Here is a 14,685-nt window from a genome sequence, read left to right as displayed (position 1 = left end):
GGTGTCCTTGTTCCGCGCGGGCGTCTTAAGCCTGGTCGCGGGGCATGATGTGGATGTGGTCGATGTTGACGTGCTTGGGCTGGGAGGCGACCCAGCGGATGGATTCGGCGACGTCGGCCGCAGACAAGTTGAGCTTGTCGGCGTACACGGCCGCCGCCTTGTCCTGGTCGCCCTTGAAGCGGACGAGGGAGAAGTCCGTCTCGACGCGGCCCGGGTCGATCTGGGTGACGCGGACGGGGTCGCCGACGTGCTCGAGGCGCAGCACGCGGGTGAGCGCCCCTTCGCCGAACTTGGCGGCGTTGTAGCCGGCGCCGCCGGCGTAGGCCGTGAAGGAGGCCATGGAGCCGATGTTGATGACGTGGCCTTCAGACGCGATGAGTTTGTCCAGCAGCGCCTTGGTCATGCGCAGGGTGCCGAGGACGTTGACGTCGTACATCCACTGCCAGTCGTCGAGGTCGGCGTCCTTGATGGAGTCCAGCCCCATGGCGCCGCCGGCGTTATTGACCAGCAGGTCGACGCGCTCGACCTGGGCGGTGAGCCGGTCGACGGACTCCTGGTCCGTCACGTCCAGTTCAATGGCGGTGCCGCCGACCTCGTCGGCTACGGCCTGAATTTTGTCGGTGCGGCGGGCGGCGGCGATGACGTGCCAGCCCTCCTGGGCGAGTGCCCCCGCAGTGGCCTTGCCGATGCCGGAGGAGGCGCCCGTTACAATTGCGATCTTTTTATCGGTGGGGATGCTCATAGGGGGCATTGTGCTCTACGGCACAGATCGCTGCATCGAGGCTACCCCCGGCCGGTTGGCGACTGGCCGTATTATATGATGAAATATCGACGAATTCGCTGTTCAGGGCCGAAAAAACAGGTTCGCTACGCGCACGAAAATACCCCCTTTTTCTTATGCCCGCGGCGACCGGGCACTGCACTGTCCGCTCTGCCTGACCAGAAAGAAGCTGCTGATGTCCGACGAGCACACCTTCATCAGACGACTGAACGGCCCCGTCCTCATCCTTATGGTCATGGCGGCGCTGGGGATTATGGTGGTCGCGTGGTCCGTGATCGGAAGCTCGCCGGTCACCGCGATCGGGGTGACGGTGCTCGTGGCGGCGGCCGCGCTGGCCCTCGGCCTGCTGGCGCTGCGGGTGAAGTTGACGGTGCGGTCCGATGGCGTGACGGTGTCCATGCTGGGCAATTCCGAGACCATCCCGGCAAGTTCGATCACCGGCGTGAGCCGGGGGCCGGTCACGGGCATCAAAGAAGGGGCGGGTCTGCGGTTCGTCGGGCAAACCGGGCGGGACACCGGCTATCTCGTCGGCGGAGAAACCGTTCGCATCGACGCTGCGGCGCATTCCTATCTGGTGTCTTCCGACGCCGTCGAGGACGTCATCACGGCGATCGAGAAGATCACTGCGCGTCACTGACGGCGGTTGTCCTTATATATATAAGGACAACCGCCGTCAGTGACACATAGCCCAGACCTACCGGATGCGGCGGTGAATCGACTTGTAGGACAGGTAGGCGTGCAGACCTTCAAGCCCGTATTCCACGCCGAGTCCGGAGTCGTGCCGGCCGCCGAAGGGGGCGGAGTGGTTGGATCCGAAGAAGTTGATGCCCACGGAACCGGAGTCGATCTGGCGGGCGATCCTGAGCGGCGGAGGAGATGGTCTCGGCGGCCATGTCCACCACTTCGTCGTAGCACGACGCCAGGGCGAGGATACGGGTGGGGATGTAGCAGGTCTGGCCGGTGTTGCGCATGCAGGAGCGAATCAGCGCCTGCGATATGGCGTCTTGTGCAGCATCGACCGCCCCGGAACTTTGTTGTTGCCCGCCATCTCCCACCTACTCCTTGTCCAGGGGGTCGAACAGGCCACGCAGCTCGCGCCGGCCCGGCACCCCCAGCTTCTTGTACACGCGCGTCAAGTGGTACTCCACCGTCTTCGTCGACAACGTCAGTTGCTGCGCCACCGACCGGTTCGACGCCCCGTCCGCCACCAATAAGGCGATCTGCTCTTCCTGCGGGGTCAACCCCAGCCGGGTCTCCGAACGCTCGCCCACTCCGCTGGCCCGGCGCTCCGCCGCGCACCTCCGCGCCATGGTCGGCGCCCCGATCTCCGTGTAGACCTCCCCGGCGCGCCCGAAGATCTCGTCCGCCTGGGAGCGGCGACCGTAGCGGCGCAAGGCCTGCCCGTATTCGAAGAGCACCCGCGCCAGGTAGGTCGGCATGTGCCGGCCCTCGAGGGCGGCGACGGCGTCGTCGAAGGTGGCGAACCCGGCTTTCTTCTCCCCGCGCTGCAGCCGGATGGTGGCGCGGATCATGGCGTTCTTCGCGTTCAGCGAGGACAACCCAGAGGGCAAGTGACGGGATTCGGCGGCGCTGATCAATTCGTCGGCTTCGTCCACGCGCCCGGCCCGCAGCAGCGTGGAGGCGTAGATGTCTTCCCACGGCCAGAAACCCGGGTGTTGGGTGTCGGTCAGCGCCACGATGCGCGCGAGATCGGCGCCGGCGCGCAGCGCCACGGGCAAATCCGCCGAGGAGGCGGTGACGATCATCCGGCCCATGGCCGCGGGCAGGCGCTGCAGCAGGAAAGCGTCTTCGCCCACGGTCATCCGCGAGAAATAGTAACGGCGCAAGGCCGCGTCGCCGCGCATGCCGGCGGTTTGCGCGGCGGTCCACAACAGCAACGGCTCCAGCAGGCGCACCCCGCGCGACTCCGCGCTGGCCAAGCCGCGCTCCACCGTCTCCGCCGCGCCGGCGAGATCGCCGAGGACATACTGGGTGCGCGCCAGCCACGCGTCCTGCCAGATCCGCAACAACGGCGTCTCCCCGGCCCGCAGCCGCAGGTGCTCCCGCGCGCTGAGCGGATCGTCGTGGGCCAGCGACACCCAGCCACGCAGCAACGCCAGTCGCTGGCGCCCGGCGTCGGTGTGCATCCGGGGCACGGCTTTCGGGGTGGCCCCGGTGATTACGGTGCGCCCCAGCATGACCAGGGCGTGGGCCTCGTCGGCCTCATCGGTGCGGGGCACCGCGTGCGCGGCGGCCTCGGTGGCGCGCTGCAGCAGCTGCCGCGGCTGCCAGTCCGCCAGGGCGAGCAACGGCCCGCGCACGGAACCGGGCCGAATCAATTCCCGCGCCCGCTGGCGGTGCCCGGAGTACAAGGAAAGATAGCCCTCGACGGCTTCTCGACGCCCGGCCTCACCCTCCGCTGCGGCCGCCGGGTCAGTCAGGTGCACCCAGGCGGTGGAGACGTCGCCGCGCCGGGCGTGTTCCTCGGCGGCGCGCAGGGAGCCCGGGGTGGGTGGCGACGGGCGGTGCCAGTGGTCGGCGGGGTAGGAGTCGAGCAGTTCGTCGATGCGCTCGGGGCGCCCGCCGGTGCGGCGGCGGATGTCTTCGAGTGCGGCGACGGGCAGCGGGGCGCCGGTGCGGTTGTGGACGTAGTCCGCCAGTTGCGCCAGCGACAACGGCGGCACCCGATAGGTGGCGGTGGCGAAGCGGGTGACGCGTTCTTCGCTCGCGGCGGCGATGACCACGGGGCGGGGTTGGGGCCCTTGGTGGATGGCGGTGAGCAGGGTGCGCAGGGAGTCGTCGTCGATGAAATCGAGGTCGTCGATGAGGGTGACCGCGGCGGGCGGGGAGGGCAGCAGGGCGCTGACCGATCCGGGTTGGTGACGGTTGTGGGGCAGGAGTTGGAGCCGGTGCACGCGTTCTTCGGCCAGGGCGTGGGCGAGTTCGTCGAAGAGGCGGCGGGTGGCGCCGTCGAGGAGCAGGAGGTGGCCCTGTCCGGGGATCCGCGAGGTCACCAGGTGCGCCAGGCGCGTGATCAGAGGATGACTCATGCGCTCAGCTTACTGCCGGGCTTTTCCGTAGGGTGGCGGGCGAGGCGCCCCAGACAGGGGCGCAGACACAAGTGTCAAGGAGAGTGTTTTCATGTCGAACGTCACGATCATCGGCGGCCACGGAAAAGTCGCGCTGCTCGCCGCTCCGCTGTTGGTGGAGGCTGGCCACACGGTGCGGTCGATCATCCGTAAAGAGGAGCAGACCGCCGATGTGGAGGCGACTGGGGCGAAGGCGATGGTCGCGGACGTCGAAAAGCTCGACGAGAACGGCATCGCCGAGGTGCTGTCCGGAAGTGACGCCGTGGTCTGGTCCGCCGGCGTCGGCGGCGGCGATGACGAGCGCACGTGGGCGCTGGACCGCGACGCCGCGATCCGCACGATGGACGCCGCCCGGGCCGTCGGCGTCAACCGCTTCATCATGGTGTCCTTCTACGGTTCCCGGCTCGTCGACGGCGTCTTCCCCGGCGTCGACGAGGGCGAGACGATGTACGCCTACTTCAACGCCAAGGCGCAGGCGGACGATTACCTGCGCATCAAGAGCGGCCTGGATTGGACGGTGCTGGGCCCCACGGAGCTGACGCTGGAGGAGCCCACCGGAAAGATCACCGTGGCGCAGCTGGATGAATCGGGCACGCAGACGCCCGCCACCTCCCGGGCGAACGTGGCCCGGGTGGTCGCCGCGGCGGTGGACAACCCGGCCTCGATCGGCTGCACCGTAAACTTCTACGACGGCGACACCCCGATCGAGAAGGCGCTCGAGCAGGGCGTCGACTACGTCGGCTGACCACCGACAAAAGAACGCCGCCGTGGCCCCGGAAATCGGGGGCACGGCGGCGTCGTCTTTTCAGGCGTGACTAACCGGCCAAGAAGGCCGTGAGGGCCTCGTTGACCTGGTCCGCGGCCTCGTAGGTGGGCACGTGCGCGCCCGGGGTCACGGTCACGGTGGTGGCCGGGCCGGCGACGCCGTCGGCGATGGTCTGCAGCGCGGCCGGGGGAGTGGACTCGTCCTCCGCGCCGGCGAGGGTGAGCACCGGGACGGTGATCTCCGACAGGCGCTCCCGGAAGTCCCAGCCGGCCAGCGCGTCCGAGCAGGCGGCGTAGCCGATGCCGCGGGTGGTGGAGATCATCGCGCGGTACCAGTCGGTCGTGGCCGGCAGGGCGCCGCGGAAGCCCTTGGTCACCCACAGTCCGACGACGCCTTCCAGCATCGGGGCGACGCCCTCGGCGCGGGTGAGTTCGGCGCGCGGGTTCCACTTGTCGGCTCCGCCGAAGTAGGCGGCGGTGCACAGGAACGCGGCGCGGGTGACGCGCTCGGAGGTCGCGGCCAGGTACTGGGCGAGGGCCCCGCCCAGCGACAGGCCGACGACGGCAAACTCCGTGACGTCGAGGCTGTCGAGCGTCTCCAAGACGTCGTTGGCAAGGTCGTCGATGGTGGTCTCGCCCGGCTCGACCTCCGGGTCGGGCGACAGGCCGTGGCCGCGGTGGTCGAGGGCGATGACGCGGTGGCCCGAGCTCAGCGCGTCGAGCTGCGGCAGCCACATGTCCGTGGTGGAGGCGATGGAGCCGAGCAGGACCACGGCCGGGCCGGATCCGTATTCAACGTGGTGCAGAATCATTGTCGTGTCACTCCTTGTAAAACTGGGTTAGACGGTCTCGATGACGGCCGCCATGCCCTGGCCGCCGCCGATGCACATGGTCACCAGTGCGCGGTGCTTGCCGGAGCGGGCGAGTTCGTGGGCGGCGGTGACGATCATGCGGGCGCCGGTCGCGCCGACCGGGTGGCCCATGGAGATGCCGGAGCCGACCGGGTTGAGGCGCTCGTCGTCCGCGGAGATGCCCCACTCCTTGAGCACCGCCAGCGCCTGGGCGGCGAAGGCCTCGTTGAGCTCGATCAGGTCGATGTCGTCGAAGGTCAGGCCGAGGCGCTCAAACAGCTTCGCGGTGGCGTTGACCGGGCCGATGCCCATGGTCTCCGGGGCGACGCCGGCGACGGCCCAGCCGGAGAGCTTGGCGACGGGGGTCAGGCCGAGCTCCTCGGCCTTGGCGGCCGTGGTGACGACCACGGCGGCGGCGCCGTCGTTCTGGCCGGAGGCGTTGCCCGGGGTGACGGTGGCCTCGTCGTCTTGCCGGCCCATCATCGGGCGCAGGGTGGACAGCTTCTCCAGGGTGGTGTCGCCGCGCGGGTGCTCGTCGGTGTCGAAGACGATCGGATCACCCTTGCGCTGCGGGATGGTCACGGGGACGATCTCCGCGTCGAACAGGCCCTGCTCCTGCGCGGCGACGGCGCGCTGGTGGGACTCGTAGGCCATCTTGTCCTGGGCCTCGCGCTCGATGTCGTGCTCGCGGCGGAGGTTCTCGGCGGTTTCGATCATGCCGCCGGGGATCGGGTGGTTCTTGCCGCCGGCGGTCTCGCGAGCCTCGGCGAGACGGTCGCGGAAGACCATGTTGCCGCCCTTCTTGCCCCAGCGGACGTCGGCGTCGACGGTGTACTCGACTCCGGACATGGACTCGGCGCCGCCGGCGATGATCAGGTCAGCCGCGCCGGACTGGACGTGCGCGGCGGCGGTGGCGATGGCCTGCAGGCCGGACCCGCAGCGGCGGTCGAGCTGCATGCCGGGCACGGACTCGCCGAGGCCGGCGTCGAGGGCGACGACGCGGCCCAGTGCGGGGGCGGCGCCGTTGGGGGATGCCTGGCCCAGGATGAGGTCGTCGATCTGCTCGCCCTTCAGACCGGTCTTGTCGACGAGGGCCTTGACCACGGTGGCGGCCAGGTCCTGGACGGGCACGTTCTTCAGCGCGCCGCCGTACCGGCCCACTGCGGTGCGCAGCGGGGAGCACAGGACGATGTCGGTGGGGTTGGTCATGGTGAGTGCCTTTCTGTGTCTTTTCGGGTTAAAGGTGCTGGGTGGAGATGTAGTCGGAACTGATGTCCCGCGCCGCCTGGCGGACGGCGGGGATCACGTGCCGCTGGAGGGTCTCCAGGGTGTATCCGGCGGTATGCGTGGACACGTTGATCGCGGCGACCGTGCGCCCGGCTGAGTCCACGATAGGCGCCGCGACGGAGCGGAGCCCTGGTTCGAGCTCCTGGTCGACCACGGAGTAGCCGACGTCGGCGACCGTGGCGATGGCCTGGCGCAGCTCAGCCTGACTGTCTGCGGTCTCGGAGGTCAGGGCGGTCAACTCCGCCGCGGCGAAGTAGTCGTCGAGTTCATCCGGGGGCAGCCCGGCCAGCAGCGTCCTGCCCATCGAGGTGGCGTGGGCGGGGAAGCGGGTGCCGATGTTGATGTTGACGCTCATGATGCGCCGCACCGGCACCCGGCCGATGTAGACGACGTCCGTGCCGTCGAGCACGGACAACGACGAGGATTCGCCCAGCGTCGCGGACAACGACTCCATGTGGGGCTGGGAGATGTCCGGCAGCTCCTGGGAGGAGACGTAGCTGTAACCCAGCTCGAGAATGCGGGGGGTGAGCCAGAACTCGGTGCCGTCGGTGCCCGCGTACCCCAGGCCGACGAGGGTGTGCAGGAATCGGCGGGCGGTGGCCCGGGCGAGTCCGGTGTTCTCGGCGACCTGGGTGAGGCTTTGTCGGCGGCGGTCCGCGTCGAATGAGGTGATCACGCTGAGGCCCCGGGCGAGCGACTGCACGTATGCGCTGTCGCCCGTAGTGTGGGGTGTCACGTCGGCGGCTCCTTTCCTTACTGCAATGGTTGCACCAAAGTTCGCTCTGTGAACCCTTGTGCGCTTCTCGCACCAAGTGTACAGTGTCAATCATGCTTGACAAGACTCTTCCTAGTACGGATGCCGCAGTGGCCGACATCCCCGACGGTGCGTCTGTCGCCGTCGGCGGGTTCGGCCTCGTGGGTATCCCCGCCCGTCTCATCGACTCCCTGCGCACCCAGGGGGCGAGCGACCTGACCATCGTCTCCAACAACCTCGGCACCGACGGATTCGGCCTGGGCCTCCTCCTGGAGGACGGCCGCATCAGCCGCTCCATCGGTTCCTACATCGGTTCCAACAAGGAATACGCCCGCCAGTACCTCTCCGGCGAGCTTTCCGTGGAGTTCACCCCACAGGGCACCCTCGCCGAGCGCATGCGCGCCGGCGGCGCCGGCGTCCCGGCCTTCTACACCAAGGCCGGCGTGGGCACCCAGCTGGCCGACGGCGGCCTGCCGGTGCGCTACAACTCCGACGGCACCGTCGCGGAGACCTCGAAGCCGAAGGAGACCCGCGAGTTCAACGGTGAGCTCTTCGTCCTCGAGGAGTCCATCCGCACGGACTACTCCTTCGTGCACGCCGCGAAGGCCGACCGTTACGGCAACCTGGTCTTCGAGAAGACCGCCCGCAACTTCAACCCGGACGCCGGCATGGCGGGCAAGGTCACCATCGCCCAGGTGGAGGAACTCGTCGACGTCATCGATCCGGACGACGTGCACCTGCCCGGCATCTACGTCGACCGCATCGTGGTGGTCGGCCCGCAGGAAACTGGCATCGAGAATCGGACGGTGAGCAAGTAATGACTTGGACTCGTGAAGAAATGGCGGCCCGTGCCGCCAAGGAACTGGACAACGGCCAGTACGTCAACCTCGGCATCGGCATGCCGACCCTGATCCCCGGCTTCCTGCCGGAGGACCTCGAGGTCGTCCTGCACTCCGAGAACGGCATCCTCGGCGTCGGCCCGTACCCGACCGAGGACGAGCTCGACCCGCAGCTGATCAACGCCGGCAAGGAAACCATCACCGCCGGAGAAGGCGCCGCCTACTTCTCCTCCTCGGACTCCTTCGCCATGATCCGCTCCCGCTCCATCGACGTGGCCGTCCTGGGCGCCATGGAGGTCTCCGAAACCGGTGACCTGGCGAACTGGATGATCCCGGGCAAGATGGTCAAGGGCATGGGCGGCGCGATGGACCTGGTCCACGGCGCCAAGAAGATCATCGTCATGATGGACCACACCACCAAGAAGGGCGCCTCCAAGGTCCTGCCGGTGTGCAAGCTCCCGCTGACCGGCGCCAAGTGCGTCGACCTCATCGTGACCAACTACGCGGTCTTCTCCGTGGACTCCGAGGAGGGCCTGACCCTGCTCGAGTGCGCCGAGGGCGAGACCGTCGAGTCGGTCCGCGAAGTCACCGAGGCAGAGTTCAAGGTGCACGACGCCCTCGTCTAGCACCTTGTGCGTTGACGGTCTCGTGCGTTGACGCGGCACTGGGCCGGCCCTTCCCCGATCAGTCGGGGAGGGGCCGGCCCAGTTGCGTGTCTGGCGGGCTCAGCGGGGATCTTCCTGCCGCACCACGGTCGCCGGCGGCGGCAGAATGCGGTCGAAGACCCACGCGAACACGAACGTGTAGATGAGAAAGAAGATCAGCAGCCCCAGCTCGAGGATGAACGCCTCCACCAGGCCCACCCCGAGAATCAGCGCGATGATCGGCACCAGGAAGAAGACGAGCCCGCCCTCGAAACCGAGCGAGTGGACCACGCGGCGGCCGAGCGTGCGCTTCTGCGATTGCTGGCGCTTCTCCCAGTTTTCGAACAACGTGTTCCAGATGAAGTTCCAGATCACCGCCACCACCGAGGACACGACGGCGATCAGCGTCGAATTGCCGCCGCCCAGCCCCAACAGGGTCAGGGACACGGACACGAAGAGGATGGCGATGGCTTCATACGACAGGACGTAGATGATGCGGCGTTTGACGGGTGACATGTTTTCCTTCTCATGAGCGTTCATGGGAAGCCGCGTTACCGGTTCACGTCCACGATCGACTGCTGGGCGACTGTAAAAGGTAACACAGCGGCCGGATCCGGGTAATCACGGAGTACGCCGTCCCTACGCGCAGGGGAAATGTGGTCAGATGGAATAGCGCCCGGCCTCGGCCAGTTGAATTGACGTGAGCGCTAGAGTGGGCGTGAGACATGAGGTCAAAGCTGGCCCGCGACAAGAACGGATTCCCAACCAGAAAATGGCACGTATGCAAGAAAGCGCAGATCTGCTGAAATGCTCCTTCTGCGGAAAGAGCCAGAAACAGGTCAAGAAACTCATTGCCGGCGGCGGCGTCTACATCTGCGACGAATGCATCGAACTCTGCAACGAGATCATCGAAGAGGAGATCGGCGCAGAGGACGTGAAGGATGAGGCCGCCGACGTCGCGCTGCCGCGCCCGTCGGAAATCTCCGCCTTCCTCGACCGCTACGTCATCGGCCAGTCCGACGCCAAACGCACCCTGGCCGTGGCCGTCTACAACCACTACAAGCGCATCCAGGCGGGCATGCAGGCGGACACCGCCCGGCACCGGAAGCGGGGCGACGACCACGAGGGCGTCGACATCGCCAAGTCGAACATCCTGATGCTCGGCCCCACCGGCTCCGGCAAAACCTACCTGGCCCAGACCCTGGCCAAGCTGCTCGACGTGCCGTTTGCCATCGCCGACGCCACCAGCCTGACCGAGGCCGGCTACGTCGGCGAGGACGTCGAGAACATTCTGCTGAAGCTGCTGCAGGCCGCGGACTTCGACGTCGAGCGCGCGCAGCGCGGGATCATCTACATCGACGAGGTGGACAAGATCTCGCGCAAGTCGGACAACCCGTCGATCACCCGCGACGTGTCCGGCGAAGGCGTGCAGCAGGCGCTGCTGAAGATTCTCGAGGGAACCGTCGCCTCCATCCCGCCGCAGGGCGGGCGCAAGCACCCCAACCAGGAATTCATTCAGCTGGACACCACCAACGTGCTGTTCATCGTCGCCGGCGCCTTCTCCGGCCTGGAAAAGGTCATCGCGGAGCGGGTCGGCAAGAAGGGCCTCGGCTTCGGCTCCGAACTAGAGACCGCCGACGACCGGGAGAAGCAGGACCTGTTTGCGAGCGTGCAGCCGGAGGACTTGGTCAAGTTCGGGCTCATCCCGGAGTTCATCGGCCGACTGCCGGTCGTGGCCACCGTCGACAACCTGGACCGGGAATCCCTCGTCCGGGTCCTGACGGAACCACGCAACGCACTGGTCAAGCAGTATGAACGACTCTTCGAGATGGACGGGGTCAAACTCACCTTCGAGGAGGAGTCCCTGGGCGCCATCGCGGACAAGGCCCTGGAACGCGGCGCCGGCGCCCGCGGCCTGCGCGCCATCATGGAGGAGCTGCTGGTCCCGGTGATGTACGACATCCCGGACCGCGACGACGTCGCCGAAGCCATCATCACCCCCGAATGCGTCCAGGGCGACGCGCAACCGGAACTGGTGCTGCGCGACGAGGCGGAGAAGACCGCCTAAAAATCCTCGTCGGCGTAGACGCTCAAACTGGTCTGCGCCTGCGTGGTCGACTCCAGCGGGCTCAAGTAACTGCTTTGCCCGGTGTCCGGGATGTTCGAGGTCAAGAAAGCCAGCACCGTGTCGACGGTCAGCCGGTGCATGCCGGCCAGGTTTTCCTCGGAATCGAAGTCGATGCCGAGCAGGTTGTGGGTCTGCAGCTTGTTGGTCAGCCGATAGAAGGGCAGCGCGCTGATCAACGTGATGAGGTCGTCGGCGTTGATGCCCGGGCGGAAGGCCCCGGCGTCCTGGCCCATCAGCAGCAGCCGATCCAGCCGCAGCTTCAGTCCGGTCTCATCGATCAGCGGGGGCTGTTCGTCCATCTGCAGGACGTTGACCAAGTTTTCCGACACCACCAGGCGCAGTGACTGCGGGTGGAGCGTGAACTGCGTGAACACCGCGTCGACGAGGACGCGGATGCCTTCGACGGGCACGGCGGAGTCCACCTGGAACGTCTCTTCCGGGACGTGCAGCCGCTGCAGTGCCTCGGCGACGGCCTGCTGGTAGAGCCCCTTTTTGTCGCCGAAGTGGTAGTGGATCATGCGCTTGGACATGCCGGCGTCGCGGGCGATCGCCTCGAGCTTGGCGCCCTCGAACCCGTCGCGGGCGAAGTGCTCGACCGCGACGTCGACCGTGATTTCCGTCGCCCCGGCCTCGTGGTGGTCGAATGCTGCTCCGTCGGGCGAGCCCGGCTCGGCTGAGTCGGTGGACTTGTCGGAGCTCATCGCAACCATCCTTTGAATTAAATATCGGTGATCGGTGTGGTGGTCAAAAGTTTGGTTTAGGACACAACTGGTTTCTATCGTGCCCGAAAGGGGTGGCACCGGGAATCTGTAACGTGCCAGATCCCGAATAATAAGTAAAAGTGCAGGGGCGGCGGGGGTAGCGACTACGTTTCGCCTTCCCCTGCCCACCCCATTCCTGGGGTGGCGCGCGCCACGCCATAATTTATTAGAGTGAGCGGGAGAACCCATTGATTGACTTGCCCCGCCATCTGGTGCGGGGCGCCCCCGACAGAAAGTGGACGTCGTCTCATGACCACCGCCAAGATCACCGTCACCGGCGCCGCCGGAAACATCGCGTACTCGTTGCTGTGGCGCCTCGCCGCGGGAGAGGTCTACGGGCCCGACACTCCGGTCGAGCTTTCCCTGCTGGAGATCCCCCAGGCCACCGACGCCGCGGAAGGCGTGGCGATGGAGTTGGCCGACTCCGCTTTCCCGTTGCTGCGGTCGATCACCGTCACGGACGACGCCAACACCGCCTTCGACGGGGCGAACGCCGCTTTCCTGGTCGGCGCCAAGCCGCGCGGCAAGGGCATGGAACGCGCGGACCTGCTCGCGGCCAACGGCGGCATCTTCGGTCCCCAGGGGGCGGCCATCAACGAACACGCGGCGGATGACGTCCGCGTCCTCGTCGTGGGCAATCCCGCGAACACGAACGCCCTGATCGCACAATCCGCCGCCCCGGACGTGCCGGCGGAGCGTTTCACCGCCCTCATGCGCCTGGACCACAACCGGGCCCTCGGGCTGCTGTCCACGCGCCTGGAGGTTCCCACCACGGACATCGAGGACGTCGTCGTCTGGGGCAATCACTCCGCGACCCAGTTTCCGGACCTGACCTACGCCACGGTGGACGGCCGCCCGGCCCTGGAGCTGGTGGAACAGGAGTGGTACGAGTCCGAGTTCATCCCGCGCGTGGCCAAGCGCGGCGCCGAGATCATCGAGGTGCGCGGCAAGTCATCGGCAGCCTCCGCGGCCTCGGCGGCGGTCGATCACATGCACGACTGGATCCACGGCACCGAGGCGTGGTCCTCCGCGGCCGTCGTCTCGGACGGCTCCTACGGCATCGACGAGGGGCTGGTCGCCGGTGTGCCGACGGTGGCGCGCAACGGAAAGTGGGAGATCGTGCAGGGGCTGGAGCTCAATGACTTCCAGCGCGGCCGCATCGAGGAGTCTGTGCAGGAACTGCGGGAGGAACGCTCCGCAGTCCAGAATTTGTTGGGTTAGGTTTGCTGGGTTAGGTCGGACACACAAGGAGACTGGGCGGTTATGCGCTTCGGGATTGATTTCGGCACGACACGTACGGTGATGGCGGCGGTGGACCGGGGCAACTACCCGGTGGTCCACTCCGCGGATCCGGAGGGGGATTTCTTCGACTACCTCCCCTCGGTAGTCGCCATCGACGCCGCCAGGGGAGGAAAGATCGTCGCCGGGTGGGAGGCGCTCGCCTTGGAGGGGGCGGAGTACACCCGCTCTTTCAAACGCATGTTGAGCGGGGAGGGCGTCACGGCGCGCACCCCGGTGCGCATCGGCGATGAGCTGCGCCCGATCAGCGAGGTGTTGTTGGCCTTCGCGGAGGAAGTGGCCCGCCAGCTGCGTCGCTACCAGGCGGAATTAGGCGACTACAGCGCCACGGAGGCGGTCCTCGGGGTGCCGGCGAACGCCTCGAGCGCGCAACGGCTGCTGACGATGGACGCCTTCACCCGGGCGGGCGTCCGGGTGCTGGGACTCGTCAACGAGCCCAGCGCCGCGGCCTTCGAATACAGCCACCGCCATGAGCGCACCCTGAACACCAAACGTTCCAGCATTCTGGTCTACGACTTGGGCGGCGGGACCTTCGACGTGTCGTTGATCAAGATCGACGGCAACGCCCACGAAGTGATCACCTCCCGCGGCGTCAGCCGCCTGGGCGGGGACGATTTCGACGAGCTGCTGCTTTCCCTGGCGTTGGCGAAGGCCGGCCGGCAGGACGACGCCTTGGGTCGCCGCGCGAGCATGCGGTTGCTCGAGGAGGCGCGCACCGCGAAGGAGCAGCTCAAGCCACAGTCGCGGAGGCTGATCCTGGACGTCGCCGACACCGACGTGACCGTGCCCGTCACGGAGTTCTACGACGAGGCGGAGGCGCTGGTGACCCTCACCATGGACCTGCTCTCCGACGTGGTGGGGCACGAGGAGTCGCTGACGGACACGGACATCGCCGGGATTTACCTGGTGGGTGGCGCCAGTGCCCTGCCGTTGATTCCGCGGACGCTGCGGGAACGCTACGCCCGCCGCGTGCACCGCTCTCCGCTGCCGGGCGCGTCGACGGCGGTGGGGCTGGCGATCGCCGCGGATCCGGAGTCGGATTTCCACCTGCTGGACCGCCGGGGCCGCGGCATCGGCGTGTTCCGGGAACGCGACGGCGGGGCCGGCGTCGTCTTCGACCCGTTGGTCGAACTGTCGGCCAGCCCCGACGAGGACGGGGTGACCCGGGTGGTGCGCCGCTACGAGGCGGCGCACAACATCGGCGTGTTCCGGTTCGTGGAGTACACGTCGCTGGACGAGAAAGGCCAGCCGGGCGACATGTCGGTGCTGTGCGAGGTGACGGTGCCGTTTGACCGGAAGTTGCCGCCCGTGGCGCAGTTGAAGGACGTGCCGGTGGAGCGCCGGGACGGCGGCCCGGAGGTCGTCGAGCGCATCCGGGTCAGCCCGGACGGCATCGCCAAGGTCGCCATCGAGGTTCCGGCGATGGGGATGGTCGTCACCAAGTAGCCTCTCCCGCCTGGCCGCGTGTGCTGGGCCCGGGGCCACGA

Annotated in this window: 14 protein-coding genes and 1 pseudogene; 7 read left to right on the top strand and 8 right to left on the bottom strand. The window is 67.4% G+C overall.

Going from position 1 to position 14,685, the window contains the following annotated elements:
* Positions 1–25: 25 nt before the first annotated feature.
* Positions 26–742: an SDR family oxidoreductase gene (locus B841_RS10295; protein ID WP_020935442.1), complete on the bottom strand. Its 717-nt coding sequence runs from the start codon at positions 740–742 to the stop codon at positions 26–28.
* Between the two features lie 214 nt (positions 743–956).
* Between B841_RS10295 and B841_RS10290 the strand changes: the two genes are divergently transcribed.
* Positions 957–1,418 carry a hypothetical protein gene (locus B841_RS10290; RefSeq protein ID WP_020935441.1) on the top strand — a complete coding sequence of 154 codons (462 nt, stop codon included), beginning with the start codon at positions 957–959 and terminating at the stop codon, positions 1,416–1,418.
* A gap of 57 nt (positions 1,419–1,475) precedes the next feature.
* Here the strand turns inward: B841_RS10290 and B841_RS13675 are convergent.
* Positions 1,476–1,827 (bottom strand): annotated as a pseudogene (locus tag B841_RS13675) (aldehyde dehydrogenase family protein); the annotation flags it as partial.
* A gap of 9 nt (positions 1,828–1,836) precedes the next feature.
* Complete coding sequence (locus B841_RS10285) at positions 1,837–3,831, bottom strand: helix-turn-helix domain-containing protein (RefSeq protein ID WP_020935439.1); 1,995 nt, start codon at positions 3,829–3,831, stop codon at positions 1,837–1,839.
* A 91-nt stretch (positions 3,832–3,922) separates the two neighbouring features.
* Here B841_RS10285 and B841_RS10280 point away from each other — a divergent pair, with 91 nt between their 5' ends.
* Positions 3,923–4,615 carry an NAD(P)H-binding protein gene (locus tag B841_RS10280; RefSeq protein WP_020935438.1) on the top strand — a complete coding sequence of 231 codons (693 nt, stop codon included), beginning with the start codon at positions 3,923–3,925 and terminating at the stop codon, positions 4,613–4,615.
* 70 nt (positions 4,616–4,685) lie between these two features.
* On the opposite strand, the gene B841_RS10275 is transcribed toward B841_RS10280, so the two are convergent.
* The 3 genes from B841_RS10275 to B841_RS10265 are packed head-to-tail and all read right to left on the bottom strand — an operon-like array spanning position 4,686 to position 7,509.
* Positions 4,686–5,447, bottom strand: coding sequence for an alpha/beta fold hydrolase (locus tag B841_RS10275; protein ID WP_020935437.1), 762 nt, complete (start codon positions 5,445–5,447; stop codon positions 4,686–4,688).
* A 27-nt stretch (positions 5,448–5,474) separates the two neighbouring features.
* A complete protein-coding gene (locus B841_RS10270) occupies positions 5,475–6,695 on the bottom strand; it encodes an acetyl-CoA C-acetyltransferase (protein ID WP_020935436.1) in 1,221 nt (406 codons plus the stop codon).
* Positions 6,696–6,723: 28 nt separating this feature from the next.
* Positions 6,724–7,509, bottom strand: a complete 786-nt coding sequence (locus tag B841_RS10265; protein ID WP_020935435.1) for an IclR family transcriptional regulator domain-containing protein — start codon at positions 7,507–7,509, stop codon at positions 6,724–6,726.
* Positions 7,510–7,601: 92 nt separating this feature from the next.
* Here B841_RS10265 and B841_RS10260 point away from each other — a divergent pair, with 92 nt between their 5' ends.
* Positions 7,602–8,345 carry a CoA transferase subunit A gene (locus B841_RS10260; RefSeq protein WP_041631867.1) on the top strand — a complete coding sequence of 248 codons (744 nt, stop codon included), beginning with the start codon at positions 7,602–7,604 and terminating at the stop codon, positions 8,343–8,345.
* The gene (locus B841_RS10255; RefSeq protein WP_020935433.1) at positions 8,345–8,992 is read left to right on the top strand and encodes a CoA transferase subunit B; all 648 of its coding nucleotides are present in this window, start codon (positions 8,345–8,347) and stop codon (positions 8,990–8,992) included. Before B841_RS10260 ends, B841_RS10255 begins: the two co-directional genes overlap by 1 nt.
* A gap of 99 nt (positions 8,993–9,091) precedes the next feature.
* On the opposite strand, the gene B841_RS10250 is transcribed toward B841_RS10255, so the two are convergent.
* On the bottom strand, positions 9,092–9,526 hold the full coding sequence (locus tag B841_RS10250) for a PACE efflux transporter (protein WP_020935432.1): 435 nt from the start codon (positions 9,524–9,526) through the stop codon (positions 9,092–9,094).
* A gap of 256 nt (positions 9,527–9,782) precedes the next feature.
* On the opposite strand from B841_RS10250, the gene clpX reads away from it, so the two are divergent.
* Positions 9,783–11,078, top strand: coding sequence for an ATP-dependent Clp protease ATP-binding subunit ClpX (clpX, locus tag B841_RS10245; RefSeq protein ID WP_020935431.1), 1,296 nt, complete (start codon positions 9,783–9,785; stop codon positions 11,076–11,078).
* On the opposite strand, the gene B841_RS10240 is transcribed toward clpX, so the two are convergent.
* On the bottom strand, positions 11,075–11,839 hold the full coding sequence (locus tag B841_RS10240) for a TetR/AcrR family transcriptional regulator (RefSeq protein WP_020935430.1): 765 nt from the start codon (positions 11,837–11,839) through the stop codon (positions 11,075–11,077). The two genes, clpX and B841_RS10240, sit on opposite strands and share 4 nt — an antisense overlap.
* 309 nt (positions 11,840–12,148) lie before the next feature.
* Between B841_RS10240 and B841_RS10235 the strand changes: the two genes are divergently transcribed.
* Entirely contained in the window at positions 12,149–13,120 is a 972-nt protein-coding gene (locus B841_RS10235; protein WP_020935429.1) for a malate dehydrogenase, read from the top strand.
* Positions 13,121–13,162: 42 nt separating this feature from the next.
* Entirely contained in the window at positions 13,163–14,644 is a 1,482-nt protein-coding gene (locus B841_RS10230; protein WP_020935428.1) for an Hsp70 family protein, read from the top strand.
* The last annotated feature ends 41 nt before the right edge of the window (positions 14,645–14,685 follow it).

It is taken from the genome of Corynebacterium maris DSM 45190 (genome assembly GCF_000442645.1).
Classification (GTDB): domain Bacteria; phylum Actinomycetota; class Actinomycetes; order Mycobacteriales; family Mycobacteriaceae; genus Corynebacterium; species Corynebacterium maris.
This window is presented reverse-complemented; position numbering and strand designations above follow the sequence as displayed.

Excerpts from the sequence above, each read along its gene's own strand:
- B841_RS10295 (WP_020935442.1), bottom strand. The coding sequence starts at position 742 with ATGAGCATCCCCACCGATAAAAAGATCGCAATTGTAACGGGCGCCTCC.
- B841_RS10290 (WP_020935441.1), top strand. The coding sequence starts at position 957 with ATGTCCGACGAGCACACCTTCATCAGACGACTGAACGGCCCCGTCCTC.
- B841_RS10285 (WP_020935439.1), bottom strand. The coding sequence starts at position 3,831 with ATGAGTCATCCTCTGATCACGCGCCTGGCGCACCTGGTGACCTCGCGG.
- B841_RS10280 (WP_020935438.1), top strand. The coding sequence starts at position 3,923 with ATGTCGAACGTCACGATCATCGGCGGCCACGGAAAAGTCGCGCTGCTC.
- B841_RS10275 (WP_020935437.1), bottom strand. The coding sequence starts at position 5,447 with ATGATTCTGCACCACGTTGAATACGGATCCGGCCCGGCCGTGGTCCTG.
- B841_RS10270 (WP_020935436.1), bottom strand. The coding sequence starts at position 6,695 with ATGACCAACCCCACCGACATCGTCCTGTGCTCCCCGCTGCGCACCGCA.
- B841_RS10260 (WP_041631867.1), top strand. The coding sequence starts at position 7,602 with ATGCTTGACAAGACTCTTCCTAGTACGGATGCCGCAGTGGCCGACATC.
- B841_RS10255 (WP_020935433.1), top strand. The coding sequence starts at position 8,345 with ATGACTTGGACTCGTGAAGAAATGGCGGCCCGTGCCGCCAAGGAACTG.
- B841_RS10250 (WP_020935432.1), bottom strand. The coding sequence starts at position 9,526 with ATGTCACCCGTCAAACGCCGCATCATCTACGTCCTGTCGTATGAAGCC.
- clpX (WP_020935431.1), top strand. The coding sequence starts at position 9,783 with ATGGCACGTATGCAAGAAAGCGCAGATCTGCTGAAATGCTCCTTCTGC.
- B841_RS10240 (WP_020935430.1), bottom strand. The coding sequence starts at position 11,839 with ATGAGCTCCGACAAGTCCACCGACTCAGCCGAGCCGGGCTCGCCCGAC.
- B841_RS10235 (WP_020935429.1), top strand. The coding sequence starts at position 12,149 with ATGACCACCGCCAAGATCACCGTCACCGGCGCCGCCGGAAACATCGCG.
- B841_RS10230 (WP_020935428.1), top strand. The coding sequence starts at position 13,163 with ATGCGCTTCGGGATTGATTTCGGCACGACACGTACGGTGATGGCGGCG.